This window comes from Streptomyces sp. NPDC059002, from assembly GCF_042740435.1.
Classification (GTDB): Bacteria; Actinomycetota; Actinomycetes; order Streptomycetales; family Streptomycetaceae; genus Streptomyces.
The window spans coordinates 106794-120764 of the sequence record NZ_JBHYJI010000019.1; the positions used below are offsets into that span (position 1 = coordinate 106794).

A 13971-nucleotide genomic window follows, 5' to 3' on the forward strand; every position below is an offset into this window, starting at 1 on the left:
TCGCCGGAGGGGGCGTCGTGCATGGTGATCTCACCGAGGGGGAAGGGAATCCGCCAACTTGCGGAGAGCGCGCGCTTGTTGGCCAATCGGTTGCGCAGAGTTGCTGCCGATGTACGCGTGGTGGCGTACGTTGCCTCTGACCACAAAGGGCGCGGTATCGGGTGGGAGAGAAGAGGCCGTCGTGCTGAAGGAACGCGTGCTCAGAGTCTGGGTCGACTGGACGGTCGCCGTGGCGTCCCGGGTCCGAGGGGGGCGGCGGGACGCGGGGGCGGGGTTCGTGGAGTATGCGGGGCTCATGATTCTTATTGCGGGGATCTTCACGTTGATCGACCAGTTGGGGCTGGACGGGACGATCTCCGGTGCCATTGGGGACGCCGTCGACGACGTGGTCGGTGGTGGCTGACCGCTGGCCGCCCGGGCGGCGATCGAGGGCAGACTCTTCCCATCTATATCTGGATGACGGGGATTCTGCTCTTTGTTGCGTTCGCCTTCTTCGCGTTCGCCCAAGCGGCATCGGCGCGCAATGGGGCCCAGTCGGCCGCTGACGCAGCGGCATTGGCCGCAGCTCAGGATGCCAGGGACGAACTCATCGATGGATTAGAGCTGTCCATGGGCGAGGGCGACGACTGGCTCGACTGGATCGCGGGCGACATGTTCACCGGCGACGGGGCCCGAGGGGCGGCGGACGCATTGGCCGCCGACAACGACTCGACCGTCATCGCCTTCGGCCCGGCCGAAGTGAACGGCTATCCGGGCTTCCGGGCGGAGATCGAGACCAAGTACACCGTCGGCGATTCGATCATCCCGGGCACGGAATCCAAGCATGCCAAGGCTCACGCCACCGCCATCATCAAGCCGCGCTGCGACGCCGCTCCATCGTCCGACCCGGAGAAGGCCGTGGAACTCAGGTGCGACGGCGGCGAATCCATCGAGATCGATCCGGACGACTTCGATCAGGACGATCTCCCGGACGCGTCCGTCCTCTTCTCTGTCCATCTGGCCGACTGACCGGCGATCGACGAAGGAAGGAAGCCGTAGCCATGAGTAGGTGGCGCACCATGATGGCCCGCAGGGCAATGACCGCTGTGGCGGTCACGACGGGACTGGTTCTCACGGTCGCTGGTTGCGGCGGCGGGGATGGCGGGGAAGGAAAGCCCGACAAGTCCAAACCCTCGGCTCCGTCCGACAAGAAGGACGGGGGTGATGACGAGCGGAAGCAGAGCGACGCGCCCTCTGCCGACAAGATATTGGCGGAGTCGAAGGACGGTGACATCAGCGTCGCGATCACTTCGGCCCAGCGTGACGGCGGTGGCTTCATCACGGTTTCCGGCACGGTGACGAACAACGGCAGCCAATCGTGGATGGGTGCCAACTGGGCCAGTGATGAAAGGGAGCTGAGGTCAAACGGCGGTTCCCTTTCCGGGGCCAGTCTGGTCGACGCGGAGGGTAAGAAGAAGTACCTCGTCCTCAGGGATACATCCGGGCGCTGCCTCTGCACCAAGTTCAACGGCCGTGTGAGGCAAGGGGAATCGGCCAGTTGGTTCGCCCAGTTCCCGGCCCCTCCCGAGGGCACCAGCAAAGTCAACTTCCAAGTAGGCGCCATGCCCCCCGCCCCCATAGAGATCTCCGAGGGCGAGTGACCCATGACCACCCGCCACCCCCTCACCCGCACGACCGGCATCGCCACCCTCACCGCCCTCACTACCCTGATCCTCCTCGCCACCCCCACCCCCTCCTGGGCGGATGGCGGCGACCCCAGCTCCCCGCCGGGCAGTACCACCAGCTCCCCGCCCCCCGAAGTCGACTCCAACAGCCCGGGGCTGAAGCTGGCCGACGGGGCGACTCTCGCGCCGGCCAAGGTGCTGGACATCAAGTCCGTCGTCGAGGACCTCGGTGGTGAGGAGCGTCGGGAGGACACGAATACGGACGTGAAGTTCGCGTTGCAGGCGGAGGTGCTGTTTCCGAAGGACAGCGCGAAGCTGAACCCGGAGGCGAATGCCCGTATCAAGGCGATCGCGGAGGAGGCGAAGAATCAGAAGGCCACGGACGTAAGGGTGTTCGGCTTCACGGACAATCTCGGTTCCTACGGCCACGGCAAGAAACTCTCCCGCGAGCGCGCGGAAGCCGTGCACGACAAGCTGGCGGGCTATCTGGGCCCCGAGGTCACGTACGCCGTACGCGGCTACAGCGAGGACTACCCGATCGCGGACAACGGCTCGGAGGAGGGCCGCAAGAAGAACCGCAGGGTCGAGGTGTCGTTCCCACGAGGGTCGTCCGGGACCGATGGGGCCGGTGGGACCGGTGGGACCGGTGGAGCCGACGGGACTAGCGGCTGAGCCCCAGCCACGGGTACCGCCCCGCGTCCCCGCCCGCGTAATCCGGATCCAGGTAGATGAAGCACCGGTGGATCAGCCAGTCCCGTATCTCGAAGACGTCGCAGAACCGGCCGGCGCCCCACTCGGGCACCCCCGCGCGCCAGCCCCCGTCCCGGTGTTCACCGTGGCTGGTGCCCTCGCAGACGACGACGTCCGTGCCGGAGAAGATCCAGTTGAACTCGGCGTAGTGGTGTGTGATGGACCGGATCGTGCCGCCCACGTCACCGAGCAGCCGCTCGATCCGCGGCTTGCCGTCGGCCAGGCCCCACTTGGGGAAGTAGACCTGCGCGTCGTCCGCGAAGAGGTCGATGAGCGGGGTGCCGCCGGGCGTCTTGCCGCCCCGGTCGAATGCCTTGAGGTACGCGAGCGCCACCGACTTGCGCTGTTCGTCGGTCATGGTCTGGCGGGTCAATGCCATGGTGCGGTCCTCCCGGTCCGGGACGGTATGCGCGACTGTGGGGGAGTGTCCCTGTTGCCGAGCGGAGGCGCCACGCCCGAAGTGAGAATGCGGCCGTGATCAGTCAGGACGCGTGGGCCGCGCTACGGGGCGAACTGCGTTTCGGGCAGCGCCTGACCGGCACCGTCGTCGGCGTCCCCCGCCCAGGGATGATCGGCGTCTTCGTGGATGTCGGGCTGCCGGTGGGCGGGTTCGTGGACGTGGTGTTTCTCGCCCGGGCCGAGGAGCGCTGGCCGGTGGAGGGGACCGTCGCGGAGTTCGAGGTGTGGTGGGCGGACCCGGACCGGCAGCAGATCCGGCTGAAACCGGCCGATCCCACCCATCTGCGCGACGACTTCGCCGAGTTCGCCGCGGAGTTCATGCCCAGTCGGCTCAGCTTCGTCGGGCTCCCCATCGACCACGTGGAGAAGGCCATGGACGTCCTGCGCCGGGAGTTCGCCGCGCAGGAGGGCAGCTTCCTGCTCGCGCTGCGCTGCGAACTGACGTGGGACCGCGCGGCCTTCACCCGCCTGGAGCGCGCCATGCGGGTCGCCTGTGCGTACTGGCAGTCGAGCGACAAGGTCGACCGCTGGCTCGCCGACGGGTTCTACGAGATGGCGACGGCCGTCCCGTCCTGGACCGCGCATCCGGACTTCCCGAGGCCCACGCCCGACACCTACTACGAGGCCTGCCTCGAACGCATCGGCGACCTCGCGGACTGGTTCTTCCGCGGCGAGTCCTCCTACCTGGAGGGCCACGTCTGGCAGGACCTGTGAGGCACCCGCCGGGCCGGTGCGGGCCGCTCCGGATCGGGCCGCACCGCGCAAAGCCCTGGAACCCTGCACCCCGGAAACCCGGATGTGCCTCCCGCACCGCAAATGCCAGGATTGCCCCATGAGCACCGACCCCACCGACCCCACCGACCCCACCGGACCCGCCAGCCCCACCCACACCCCCGGCACCTCCCGCCCCTTCGACGACCTGCTCGAAGAGGCCGTCGCCGCCCCCACCGCCGGATGGGACTTCTCCTGGTTCGACGGCAGGGCCACCGAGGCGCGGCCCTCATGGCGGTACGCCGAGTCCATGGCGCGGCGGCTCGCCCACGCGCAGGCGTCGCTCGACATCCAGACCGGCGGCGGTGAGGTCCTCGCCTCCGCCGCCGCGCTGCCGCCGCTGGCCGTCGCCACGGAAGGCTGGCCCGCGAACGTCGCCAAGGCCACCGCGCTGCTGCATCCGCGGGGCGTCGTGGTCGTCGCGTCGCCCGAGGACGCCCCGCTGCCGTTCGCGGGCGAGGCGTTCGACCTGGTCACCAGTAGGCATCCGGTGAAGGCCCACTTCGACGAGATCGCGCGCGTGCTGCGCCCCGGGGGGACGTACTTCGCGCAGCACGTGGGGCCCGCCAGCGTCTTCGAGGTCGTGGAGTACTTCCTCGGGCCGCAGTCGGCGGAGACCAGGAACAGCAGGCACCCGGACCTGGAGCGCGCCGAGGCGGAGGCGGCCGGTCTCGAGGTGGTCGACCTGCGGGCCGAGCGGCTGCGGATGGAGTTCTTCGACGTGGGGGCCGTCGTGCACTTCCTGCGCAAGGTGATCTGGATGGTGCCCGGTTTCGACGTGGAGACGTACCGGCCGCGGCTGCGTGAACTGCACGAGCGGATCGAGGCGGAAGGCCCGTTCGTGGCCCACAGCACCCGGCACCTCTTCGAGCTGCGCAAGCCGTAGCTTCGGTACTGTCGATCAGACAAGTGACCGGCCGGATCAGAGGAGTTGACCATGCGGAAGGACAACGAGCCGTACTCCTGCGGGCTCGACGCCGCGGTGGATGTCGTCGGCGGCAAGTGGAAGCCCATGATCCTGTGGGCGTTGCACGCGGAGAAGACGCTGCGCTTCGGCGAGCTCAGACGGCTCATCGCCGGGGTCAGCGAGAAGATGCTGATCCAGCAGCTGCGGGAGCTGGAGTCGGACGGGATCGTGCACCGCGAGGTGTACCGGGAGGTGCCGCCGAAGGTCGAGTACTCGCTGACCGCGCTCGGCGACTCCCTCAACGCCGCACTGATTCCCCTCGGGGTGTGGGGCGACGAGCACATGCAGCAGGTGGTGGCGAACAAGGCGGGTGCCGCCTCCGGGGCGGCGGGCAGTGATCACTGCGCCGCTTAAGGGACGTGTGGCGCCGCTTAAGGGACGTGTGCGGCATACGGCATGTACGACATACAGAACGAACCTCACATAGCGCATGACCTTCGCATGGCGCCTACATGGTGAGGTAAGTCCCGGAACCGGAGCCTCGATTCCGCATCGTTATGAAGACTGGCTCGATCCGCCCCTAAGTGTCACGTAAGTTCAGACCAAGGCTAATTCGCGTGAGCAAAGCTACGCGTGCGGTGCCGTGCGGTGGAGGGGGCCGCGCGGCACCGCGAGCCCTCACCCGGCACCGTGCACGAGGATCCGCGTGCCCCGGCGTACGCCCCACCGCGTCATCGCCCCGGCCTCCGCCTCCAGGACGTGCCGGGCCCGCATCCGCGGCAGGCCGATCCGCCCCGGCCGCATCGTGCGTACGGCCAGGACCCGCAACTCCCGGTCCAGATACGCCACATCAATGGCGAACCGCATCCGCACGGTGTGCACGCCGCGCGCCGGAGTGAGCAACAGCGCCCCCGTCACGCCCGTGCGCCCGAGCAGTCCGCGCCGCCGCGCCCGCGCCGAGTCCGCGATCTCCAGCGGAATCTCCGGCACCGTGCCCGAGGGGGGTCCGGAGACCGTCATCGTCGCCATGGCCGCGACGGTAGCGGCCGGGCCGCCCGATGCGTCAAGCGCGCGAACCTCGCCGGGGTCCCTCTTGGGGGGTACCGCCCGGTCCGGCCGAAATCCGCCGCAGAACGCCGAATTCCGCCGTGAGAACGGGGTCTCGCAGTCGCCGGGCGGTCTCGGAGAGTAGTTGTGGCACGCCAATGCACGCAGCATCACTTACGAAGGGTTATGGTGGAAACCCCCCCTCGGGCCGGTCCGTCTCCCCCCCACGGACCGGCCCGTTTTTTTGCCCGTGTGACGGACGGCTCCGGCCGCCCCGTCGCGAAGGGATTTCCGGGGTCCGTCCGATGGCGGAAGATCGACGTCCAGTTATCGTCAGGGACATGTCGAACCAGTTCCCCCCACCGCCCGGCCCGCAGCACAACCCCCAGTCCTCTCTCCCCACTTACACCGGTCCCGCCCAGGACCCGGGTTACGGTTACGGCTACGGCCCGATGGCACCGCAGCAGATGCCCGGCGTCGTCCGCGCCGCGCAGATCGTCCTCTGGGTCTTCGGAGGACTCCTCCTCCTCGGCACGATCGGCCTGATCTTCACGGTCAACCCAGAGACGGCGGGCGCGGCCCTCGGGGTCAACATCTGCCTGCTGGTCTCCGCGGGCATGGCGTTCCGCTTCGGCACCGTGGGCAACGGAATCCGCGTCACGTGCATCGTCCTGATGAGCGTCCAGATCGCCATGGCCCTCGGCGGCGCGGCCAGCGGCAACGGCGCAGGACTCCTGCCGCTGCTCGGCGCCATCGCCGTCGTCGTCCTGCTCTCCCAGAGCGTGGCGGGCGCGTGGTTCAAGCGCCCGCGCGGCTGACGGTCACCACGGACATAGAGATATAGGGAGCCCCGGTCCGGAACGCATCCGGCCCGGGGCTCCCGTGCGGAACGCTCAGCCCCGCCCGGCCCAGATGTTGGTGCCCGGCGTCGACACCGCGAACGTGTCGATGGCGGCGAGCTCCTCGTCCGTCAGCTTCGGGCCGGCGAGCGCCGCCACGTTCTCCTCCAGCTGCTTGACGCTGGAGGCGCCGATCAGCGCGGAGGTCATCCGCTCGTCGCGGAGCACCCAGTTGAGGGCGAGCTGGGCGAGGGACTGGCCGCGGCCCGCCGCGATGTCGTTCAGGCCGCCCAGACGGCGTACGACCTCGTCGCTGAGCAGGTTCGGGTCCAGGGACTTGCCCTGCGTCGCGCGCGAACCCTCCGGGATGCCCTTCAGGTACTTGTTCGTGAGCAGGCCCTGGGCCAGTGGCACGAAGGAGATGCAGCCCATGCCCGCCTCCTCCAGGGTGTCGAGCAGGCCGTCCTCCTCCGTCCAGCGGTTGATCATCGAGTACGACGGCTGGTGGATGAGCGCGGGAACACCCATCTCCCGCAGCAGGCGCGCCGCTTCGGCGGTCTGCTCGCTGTTGTACGAGGAGACACCCACGTACAGCGCCTTGCCCTGCTGGACGGCGGAGGCCAGCGCGCCCATCGTCTCCTCGAGCGGGGTGTCCGGGTCGAAGCGGTGGGAGTAGAAGATGTCGACGTAGTCCAGGCCCATCCGCCCGAGCGACGCGTCGAGCGAGGAGAGCAGGTACTTGCGGCTGCCCCACTCGCCGTACGGGCCGGGGTGCATGAGGTATCCGGCCTTGGTCGAGATGACCAGTTCGTCACGGTGGGACGCGAGGTCCTGCGCGAAGATCTTGCCGAAGTTCAGCTCCGCCGAACCGGGCGGCGGGCCGTAGTTGTTCGCCAGGTCGAAGTGCGTGACGCCCAGGTCGAAGGCGCGACGCAGGATCTCCCGCTGGGTGTCCAGGGCCTTGTCGTCGCCGAAGTTGTGCCAGAGGCCGAGCGAGACGGCGGGCAGCTTCAGGCCGCTGCGGCCGGTGCGCCGGTACTCCATCGAGTCGTAACGGTCCGTTGCCGCGCGATACAGAGACGTGTCGTTCATGGGGACGAAGCTACGGCAGAGCACCGCAGCACCGTGGCGCACGCCCCCGTTTCACGGCGGTAGGCTTTCGCCTTCGGGGACTGCCGTCTGCACGGAGGGGCTGAAGAGACCGTGAACCTGCGGGACAGGCTGCGCGGCCTGCTGGTCAGGCTGTACGCACGCCGGGTGGAAGGCCACCTGGACCATGCACAGGTGCCCAAGCACATCGGGGTCATCATGGATGGCAACCGACGCTGGGCGAAGGCCGCCGGTTCCACCACCGTCCAGGGCCACCAGGCGGGCGCGGACAACATCGGTGAGTTCCTCGGCTGGTGCAGCGAGACGGACGTCGAGGTCGTCACCCTGTGGCTGCTCTCGACGGACAACTTCGACCGTCCCCAGGAGGAACTGGGCCCGCTGCTCCGCATCATCGAGGACACGGTCCGCTCGCTCGGCCGCGACGGCCGCTGGCGCGTCCACCACGTCGGCGCCACCGACATCCTGCCCTCGGAGATGCGGAACGTCCTCAAGGAGGCGGAGGAGGCCACGGCCGATGTCGACGGGATACTGGTCAACGTCGCGATCGGCTACGGCGGGCGCCAGGAGATCGCCGACGCCGTCCGCTCGATGCTGCTCGACGCCGCCGACAAGGGGCACTCGCTCGAGGAGGTGGCGGACAAGGTCGACGTCGACCTCATCGGCAAGCACCTCTACACCAAGGCCCAGCCGGACCCGGACCTGGTGATCCGTACGAGTGGAGAACAGCGCCTGTCCGGATTCATGCTCTGGCAGACCGCTCACTCCGAGTACTACTTCTGCGAAGTCTTCTGGCCGGCGTTCCGGAAGGTCGACTTCCTTCGCGCGCTGCGTGATTACGCGGCGCGGCACCGTCGCTACGGCGGCTGACGCCACCCGCCCCGCGGCTGAGGTCCTGAGGTCGGGGTAACCCAGAGTTAACCAACGCGTCGTCATATGCCGTGGCATGGCTGCGCTTGTTCGAGGGAATAAGCCTTCCAGGCCGACGTCCGATTCACGGATGTCGGATCTCAGCGGACGGCACGGGGCCGTCCGCCCGGGAGGCCCTTTGCACCAGGACGACCGCACGGAGAGCACGTACTCCGTCGGGAATCGGGAGGGCCGGATTCCGGCCCGCGCATCGCGGTCCGAGACCGGCCGGGATTTTTCCCGCCCGACCCGGCCCAGCAAACCCTCCGTCGCTCCCCGACCTCATCCGAGGGGGTACGTCCTTCCGTGGTGACCAGCACAAAGCGCCGCATGCCCGACAGGCGCACCTATGTTCTCGACACCAGCGTCCTGCTGGCCGACCCCAATGCCCTGACCCGCTTCGACGAGCACGAAGTAGTGCTGCCCGTCGTCGTGGTGACGGAGCTGGAGGCCAAGCGGCACCATCCGGAGCTCGGCTACTTCGCCCGGCAGGCGCTGCGTCTGCTGGACGACTTCCGCATCCGGCACGGCCGCCTGGACGCCCCGATCCCCATCGGGGACCTGGGCGGCTCGCTGCGCGTCGAGCTCAACCACTCCGATCCCGGCGTGCTTCCGGCCGGCTACCGGTTGGGGGACAACGACTCACGGATTCTCGCCGTAGCGCGCAATCTCCAGGCGGAGGGATACGACGTCACGGTCGTGTCCAAGGACCTCCCGCTCAGAATCAAGGCGTCATCGGTCGGGCTCCTCGCCGAGGAGTACCGCGCGGAGCTCGCCATCACGGACTCCGGCTGGACCGGAATGTCCGAACTGACCCTCTCCGGCGAGCAGGTCGACCTCCTCTTCGAGGAGGACACCCTGTATGTCCCCGAGGTCGCCGACCTGCCGGTGCACACGGGACTCACCATCCAGTCGGAGCGCGGCAAGGCGCTCGGCCGCGTCACGGCCGAGGGCAACGTCCGTCTGGTGCGCGGGGATCGGGAGGCCTTCGGCCTCAAGGGCCGCAGCGCCGAGCAGCGCATCGCGCTCGATCTGCTCCTCGACCCGGACGTCGGCATCATGTCGATGGGCGGGCGCGCGGGCACCGGCAAGTCCGCGCTAGCGCTCTGCGCGGGCCTGGAGGCCGTCCTGGAGCGCAGGCAGCACCAGAAGGTGATGGTCTTCCGGCCGCTGTACGCGGTGGGCGGGCAGGAGCTCGGCTATCTGCCCGGCACCGAGGCCGAGAAGATGGGCCCTTGGGCGCAGGCGGTCTTCGACACGCTGGGTTCGGTGGCGGGCAAGGAGGTCATCGAGGAGGTCACGGCGCGCGGGATGCTCGAAGTGCTTCCGCTCACCCATATCCGCGGGCGCTCGCTGCACGACGCGTTCGTGATCGTGGACGAGGCGCAATCCCTGGAGCGGAACGTCCTGTTGACCGTGCTGTCCCGGATCGGGGCGAACTCCCGTGTCGTACTGACCCATGACGTGGCCCAGCGCGACAACCTCCGCGTGGGGCGGTACGACGGTGTGGTCGCCGTCGTCGAGAAGCTGAAGGGCCATCCGCTCTTCGCCCATGTCACGCTCACGCGCTCGGAGCGTTCGCAGATCGCGGCCCTGGTGACCGAAATGCTGGAGGACGGTCAGATCTGAGGCAGTACGCGGTAGTTACGCGGCAGTTGGCGTCGCCCGGCAAAGCGAAGGAGCTTAGCCGGGCGGCGTCTTGACGCGTGTCGCTTTCCGTAAAACTCCTGGGGCAAACGAGGTGTGAGCTTTCCCACGTAACGGAGAATTGCCTTGCGGCGTCCGGCTGGGGCAGAGTCTGGGTCCTGTCAGGCCCCGCATGCGACACACGTGTACCCCCAGCGGTACAGCACAACAGAACTTCATAGTGGCCGTCGCATGCCGCCCGAAGCACCACGCGGCGCTCCCACAACGGGAGTTGTCCACCGGGCCCGTGCCTCCCGTGACCGATCAGCAAGCGGAGGCCAGTGCCAGGGGCACGATTGCGTCCGCGAGGTCACCTATGCGGGCGATGCTGGAAGGAAACCGTGTGAGCCGGATTTCGGTCCGGGGATTCGCCGTGGCATCCGCCACCGCGGTCACCACCGTCGGCGCTGTCGTGGGTGTTGCCTCGGGCGACACCCAGCCCTCGAACTCGAACGACCTCGAGGCAGCGGCAAGCGACGCGACGCTCCTCGCAGACATACCCGCCGGTCAGCAGGCCCAGGTCCAGACCGCGTCCCTGACGCAGCAGGCCGACGCGCAGGCCATGGCCGCCGACACCGCAGCCAAGAAGACCGCCGCGGAGGAGGCCCGCAAGCAGGCCGCCGCATCGGCGATCGAGAAGCAGCAGGCCGCGGAGAAGGCGGAGGCGGCCAAGAAGGCCGCCGCCAAGAAGGAGCGTGAGGAGAAGGCCGAGACCAAGGCCAGCCGCTCCTCCGGCCGCGACGCCTCCAGCTTCGCTCCCCAGAGCTCTTACTCCGTCTCGCAGGTCCAGGCGATGGCACGGCAGATGGTCCCCGGGGACCAGTTCCAGTGCTTCAGCAACATCGTCAACCACGAGTCGACGTGGAACTACAAGGCCAGCAACCCCTCTTCGGGCGCGTACGGCCTCGTCCAGGCGCTGCCGGGTTCCAAGATGGCGTCGGCCGGTGCCGACTGGCAGACGAACCCCGCCACCCAGATCAAGTGGGGCCTGAACTACATGAACGACCGCTACGGCAGCCCGTGCGGAGCATGGAGCTTCTGGCAGGCGAACAGCTGGTACTAGGTCGTCACGGGACCGCACCGTGCTCAACCTTTCGAGGCCCCTCACCGTCCTTCGGTGAGGGGTCTCGCACGTGTACGGTCGGTCCGGACAGCTCCAGGGGGGAGTGGTGGGGAAAGACGGGGGAAGAGGACGGATCATGTCGCGAGTGCCAGGGTGGCTCGGACGGCTCGGCGCCGGGCTGAGCGAGATGGGCGAGCGGTTGGACGAACAGCGCCGCGACAAGGCCGCCGAGGCCGGTGAGGACGTGGACCGCGAGGTCCGCGAGGATCTGGCGCGGGACGCGGCGGCACGGGATGCCGCGGCGCGGGCCGACGTCGTCCACGACCGCACCGACGAAGAGGCGCAGGGCGCGGAGCACGAGCATGTGCCGCCGCCGCCCGCGTACGCGCCGGCCATAGCGGCACGGCCCGATCCCGTGGCGGCGGTGCCGTGGGGGATGCGGGTCGCGGCCGAGGCGGGCTGGCGCCTGCTCGTCCTCGCGGGCACGCTCTGGGTGCTCATGAAGGTCATCAGCGCGGTGCAGTTGGTGGTGCTGGCCTTCGTGGCCGCCCTGCTGATCACCGCGATGCTGCAGCCCACGGTGGCCCGGCTCAAGCGGCTCGGACTGCCGCGCGGGCTCGCGACGGCCGTCACCGCGATCCTCGGCTTCGTCATCATGGGCCTGGTCGGCTGGTTCGTGGTCTGGCAGGTCATGGAGAACGCCGACGAACTGTCGCGGCAGGTCCAGGACGGCATCGAGGATCTGCGCAAGTGGCTCCTCAACAGCCCGTTCCATGTGACCGAGGACCAGATCAACGACATCGCCAAGAGCCTGCGCGACGCGGTCGGCGCCAATACGGACGAGCTGACGTCCGCGGGCCTCGAAGGCGTCACGGTCATCGTCGAGACGATGACCGGCATCCTGCTCGCGATGTTCTCGACGCTCTTCCTGCTCTACGACGGCAAGCGCATCTGGCAGTGGACGCTGAAGCTGGTGCCCGCCCAGGCGCGGCCCGGCGTCGAGGGAGCGGGTCCCAGGGCCTGGCGCACGCTCACCGCGTATGTGCGCGGCACGGTGATAGTGGCTCTGATCGACGCCATCTTCATCGGGCTCGGCATCTACTTCCTCGGGGTGCCGATGGCGGTGCCGCTCGCCGTGTTCATCTTCCTGTTCGCGTTCATCCCGCTGGTGGGCGCGGTGATCTCGGGCGCGCTCGCGGTGGTCGTCGCGCTGGTCACGCAGGGCGTGTTCACGGCCGTGATGGCGCTGGTCGTGGTCCTCGCGGTGCAGCAGATCGAGGGCCACATCCTGCAGCCGTTCATCCTGGGCCGCGCGGTGCGGGTGCATCCGCTGGCGGTGGTGCTCTCGGTCGCCGCGGGCGGTCTGGTCGCGGGCATCGGCGGCGCGGTGGTCGCGGTGCCGCTGGTCGCCGTGACGAACACGGTGGTCGGTTACTTGCGGGCGTACTCCCGGGAGGCCGCGCTCAAGCAGTCGCCGCAGCCGCACGGAGCCACTGCCGCGGAGGTTGCCCCGGTCGAGCCGCCGTCGTCCTAGCCTGCGTCGATCACCGGCTTCGCCGAGTTCGTCCTCAAACGCCGGACGGGCTGGATCTCTCCAGCCCGTCCGGCGCTTGTGTGCGCGTGCGTACGCGAACTACTCGGCGAGGTGCGCCTCGGAGTCCAGCGTCACGCCGACCGCCTGGATGACCGAGGCGACCTTGACGGCCTCCTGGATCGTCTCGCGGTCGACGCCGGCCTTGCGCAGGACCTGCTCGTGCGAGTCCAGGCACTGGCCGCAGCCGTTGATCGCGGAGACCGCGAGGGACCACAGCTCGAAGTCGACCTTCTCGACACCCGGGTTGCCGATGACGTTCATCCGCAGACCGGCGCGCATCGTCCCGTACTCCGGGTCGGAGAGCAGGTGACGCGTGCGGTAGAAGACGTTGTTCATCGCCATGATGGCGGCGGCCGACTTGGCGGCCGTGTACGCCTCGGGGGAGAGGTTCGCCTTCGCCTCGGGCTCCAGCTCGCGCAGCACCTTCGGGGAGCGGGACGCGATCGCGCAGGCGAGCACGGTGCCCCACAGCTGCTGCTGCGGCAGGTCGCTGTTGCCGATGACCGAGCCCAGGTTCAGGCGGAGGTCCTTGGCGTAGTCCGGTATGGCGGACTTCAGTTCGTCGAGTGCCATGTCAGAAGGCTCCGTTCACTCGCCCGAGAGCAGCGCGACCGGGTCGAGGGTCTCGTCGCCCTTGCTCCAGTTGCAGGGGCAGAGCTCGTCGGTCTGCAGGGCGTCGAGGACCCGGAGGACCTCCTTGGGGTTACGGCCCACGGAACCGGCGGTCACCATCGTGAACTGGATCTCGTTGTTCTGGTCGACGATGAAGACGGCGCGCTGCGCGAAGCCGTCCTCGCCCTCGATGCCGAGGTCACGCATGAGCTCGTGCTTCGAGTCGGCCAGCATCGGGAAGGGCAGGTCCGTCAGGTCCGGGTGGTCCTTGCGCCAGGCGTGGTGCACGAACTCGGAGTCGCCGGAGAAGCCGAGGATCTGGGCGTCACGGTCGGCGAACTCGTCGTTCAGCTTGCCGAAGGCCGCGATCTCGGTCGGGCACACGAAGGTGAAGTCCTTGGGCCACGCGAAGACGATCTTCCACTTGCCCTCGTAGGTCTTGTGGTTGATCTGCTCGAACTCCTTGCCCGCCTCCAGCGAGACACAAGCAGTCAGGTCGAACTCGGGGAACTTGTCACCGACAGTGAGCACGCGCTCTCCTTGCAGCAAAGAAAATCCCTTTT

Annotated in this window: 17 protein-coding genes; 12 read left to right on the plus strand and 5 right to left on the minus strand. The window is 68.5% G+C overall.

From position 1 onward, the window contains the following. The first annotated feature begins 196 nt into the window (after window positions 1-196). From ACFWZ2_RS19505 to ACFWZ2_RS19520, 4 genes are read left to right on the plus strand one after another with little or no spacing between them, the layout of a single operon-like run. Window positions 197-403 carry a hypothetical protein gene (locus tag ACFWZ2_RS19505; RefSeq protein ID WP_384547285.1) on the plus strand — a complete coding sequence of 69 codons (207 nt, stop codon included), beginning with the start codon at window positions 197-199 and terminating at the stop codon, window positions 401-403. Beyond that, window positions 400-1008, plus strand: a complete 609-nt coding sequence (locus ACFWZ2_RS19510; protein WP_384547287.1) for a pilus assembly protein TadG-related protein — start codon at window positions 400-402, stop codon at window positions 1006-1008. Before ACFWZ2_RS19505 ends, ACFWZ2_RS19510 begins: the two co-directional genes overlap by 4 nt. A 32-nt stretch (window positions 1009-1040) precedes the next feature. Then, a complete protein-coding gene (locus tag ACFWZ2_RS19515) occupies window positions 1041-1640 on the plus strand; it encodes a hypothetical protein (RefSeq protein ID WP_384547222.1) in 600 nt (199 codons plus the stop codon). A 3-nt stretch (window positions 1641-1643) separates the two neighbouring features. After that, complete coding sequence (locus ACFWZ2_RS19520; protein WP_384547223.1) at window positions 1644-2336, plus strand: OmpA family protein; 693 nt, start codon at window positions 1644-1646, stop codon at window positions 2334-2336. Here the strand turns inward: ACFWZ2_RS19520 and ACFWZ2_RS19525 are convergent. After that, window positions 2326-2793: a nuclear transport factor 2 family protein gene (locus tag ACFWZ2_RS19525; RefSeq protein WP_384547225.1), complete on the minus strand. Its 468-nt coding sequence runs from the start codon at window positions 2791-2793 to the stop codon at window positions 2326-2328. The genes ACFWZ2_RS19520 and ACFWZ2_RS19525 overlap by 11 nt on opposite strands. Before the next feature lie 95 nt (window positions 2794-2888). Here ACFWZ2_RS19525 and ACFWZ2_RS19530 point away from each other — a divergent pair, with 95 nt between their 5' ends. From ACFWZ2_RS19530 to ACFWZ2_RS19540, 3 genes are all read left to right on the plus strand, one after another. Further along, window positions 2889-3587 (plus strand): hypothetical protein, encoded by a 699-nt coding sequence (locus ACFWZ2_RS19530; protein WP_384547227.1) that lies wholly within the window; start codon window positions 2889-2891, stop codon window positions 3585-3587. A 118-nt stretch (window positions 3588-3705) separates the two neighbouring features. Beyond that, window positions 3706-4530, plus strand: coding sequence for a class I SAM-dependent methyltransferase (locus ACFWZ2_RS19535; protein WP_384547229.1), 825 nt, complete (start codon window positions 3706-3708; stop codon window positions 4528-4530). 51 nt (window positions 4531-4581) lie between these two features. Next, window positions 4582-4965, plus strand: a complete 384-nt coding sequence (locus ACFWZ2_RS19540) for a winged helix-turn-helix transcriptional regulator (RefSeq protein WP_384547231.1) — start codon at window positions 4582-4584, stop codon at window positions 4963-4965. A gap of 264 nt (window positions 4966-5229) precedes the next feature. On the opposite strand, the gene ACFWZ2_RS19545 is transcribed toward ACFWZ2_RS19540, so the two are convergent. Next, a complete protein-coding gene (locus ACFWZ2_RS19545) occupies window positions 5230-5580 on the minus strand; it encodes a DUF192 domain-containing protein (RefSeq protein WP_384547233.1) in 351 nt (116 codons plus the stop codon). A 359-nt stretch (window positions 5581-5939) separates the two neighbouring features. Between ACFWZ2_RS19545 and ACFWZ2_RS19550 the strand changes: the two genes are divergently transcribed. Further along, window positions 5940-6416 (plus strand): hypothetical protein, encoded by a 477-nt coding sequence (locus ACFWZ2_RS19550; RefSeq protein ID WP_384547235.1) that lies wholly within the window; start codon window positions 5940-5942, stop codon window positions 6414-6416. 75 nt (window positions 6417-6491) lie between these two features. Here ACFWZ2_RS19550 and mgrA read toward each other — a convergent pair whose 3' ends face one another. Then, window positions 6492-7529 carry an L-glyceraldehyde 3-phosphate reductase gene (mgrA, locus tag ACFWZ2_RS19555; RefSeq protein WP_384547236.1) on the minus strand — a complete coding sequence of 346 codons (1038 nt, stop codon included), beginning with the start codon at window positions 7527-7529 and terminating at the stop codon, window positions 6492-6494. 111 nt (window positions 7530-7640) lie between these two features. Here mgrA and ACFWZ2_RS19560 point away from each other — a divergent pair, with 111 nt between their 5' ends. The 4 genes from ACFWZ2_RS19560 to ACFWZ2_RS19575 all read left to right on the plus strand — a co-directional run bounded on the left by ACFWZ2_RS19560 (window position 7641) and on the right by ACFWZ2_RS19575 (window position 12736). Beyond that, entirely contained in the window at window positions 7641-8414 is a 774-nt protein-coding gene (locus ACFWZ2_RS19560; RefSeq protein ID WP_384547238.1) for an isoprenyl transferase, read from the plus strand. A gap of 345 nt (window positions 8415-8759) precedes the next feature. Further along, on the plus strand, window positions 8760-10082 hold the full coding sequence (locus tag ACFWZ2_RS19565) for a PhoH family protein (protein ID WP_384547240.1): 1323 nt from the start codon (window positions 8760-8762) through the stop codon (window positions 10080-10082). Window positions 10083-10464: 382 nt separating this feature from the next. Continuing rightward, a complete protein-coding gene (locus ACFWZ2_RS19570) occupies window positions 10465-11202 on the plus strand; it encodes a lytic transglycosylase domain-containing protein (protein ID WP_384547241.1) in 738 nt (245 codons plus the stop codon). Window positions 11203-11338: 136 nt separating this feature from the next. Next, complete coding sequence (locus ACFWZ2_RS19575) at window positions 11339-12736, plus strand: AI-2E family transporter (RefSeq protein ID WP_384547243.1); 1398 nt, start codon at window positions 11339-11341, stop codon at window positions 12734-12736. 99 nt (window positions 12737-12835) lie between these two features. On the opposite strand, the gene ACFWZ2_RS19580 is transcribed toward ACFWZ2_RS19575, so the two are convergent. Then, on the minus strand, window positions 12836-13369 hold the full coding sequence (locus ACFWZ2_RS19580) for an alkyl hydroperoxide reductase (protein WP_384547244.1): 534 nt from the start codon (window positions 13367-13369) through the stop codon (window positions 12836-12838). A 15-nt stretch (window positions 13370-13384) separates the two neighbouring features. Then, a complete protein-coding gene (locus ACFWZ2_RS19585; RefSeq protein ID WP_384547246.1) occupies window positions 13385-13939 on the minus strand; it encodes a peroxiredoxin in 555 nt (184 codons plus the stop codon). Window positions 13940-13971: the final 32 nt, after the last annotated feature.

Coding starts and splice junctions, on each gene's coding strand:
- mgrA (WP_384547236.1), bottom strand. CDS start 7,529: ATGAACGACACGTCTCTGTATCGCGCGGCAACGGACCGTTACGACTCG.
- ACFWZ2_RS19580 (WP_384547244.1), bottom strand. CDS start 13,369: ATGGCACTCGACGAACTGAAGTCCGCCATACCGGACTACGCCAAGGAC.
- ACFWZ2_RS19520 (WP_384547223.1), top strand. CDS start 1,644: ATGACCACCCGCCACCCCCTCACCCGCACGACCGGCATCGCCACCCTC.
- ACFWZ2_RS19540 (WP_384547231.1), top strand. CDS start 4,582: ATGCGGAAGGACAACGAGCCGTACTCCTGCGGGCTCGACGCCGCGGTG.
- ACFWZ2_RS19575 (WP_384547243.1), top strand. CDS start 11,339: ATGTCGCGAGTGCCAGGGTGGCTCGGACGGCTCGGCGCCGGGCTGAGC.
- ACFWZ2_RS19550 (WP_384547235.1), top strand. CDS start 5,940: ATGTCGAACCAGTTCCCCCCACCGCCCGGCCCGCAGCACAACCCCCAG.
- ACFWZ2_RS19570 (WP_384547241.1), top strand. CDS start 10,465: ATGCTGGAAGGAAACCGTGTGAGCCGGATTTCGGTCCGGGGATTCGCC.
- ACFWZ2_RS19515 (WP_384547222.1), top strand. CDS start 1,041: ATGAGTAGGTGGCGCACCATGATGGCCCGCAGGGCAATGACCGCTGTG.
- ACFWZ2_RS19525 (WP_384547225.1), bottom strand. CDS start 2,793: ATGGCATTGACCCGCCAGACCATGACCGACGAACAGCGCAAGTCGGTG.
- ACFWZ2_RS19545 (WP_384547233.1), bottom strand. CDS start 5,580: ATGGCGACGATGACGGTCTCCGGACCCCCCTCGGGCACGGTGCCGGAG.
- ACFWZ2_RS19535 (WP_384547229.1), top strand. CDS start 3,706: ATGAGCACCGACCCCACCGACCCCACCGACCCCACCGGACCCGCCAGC.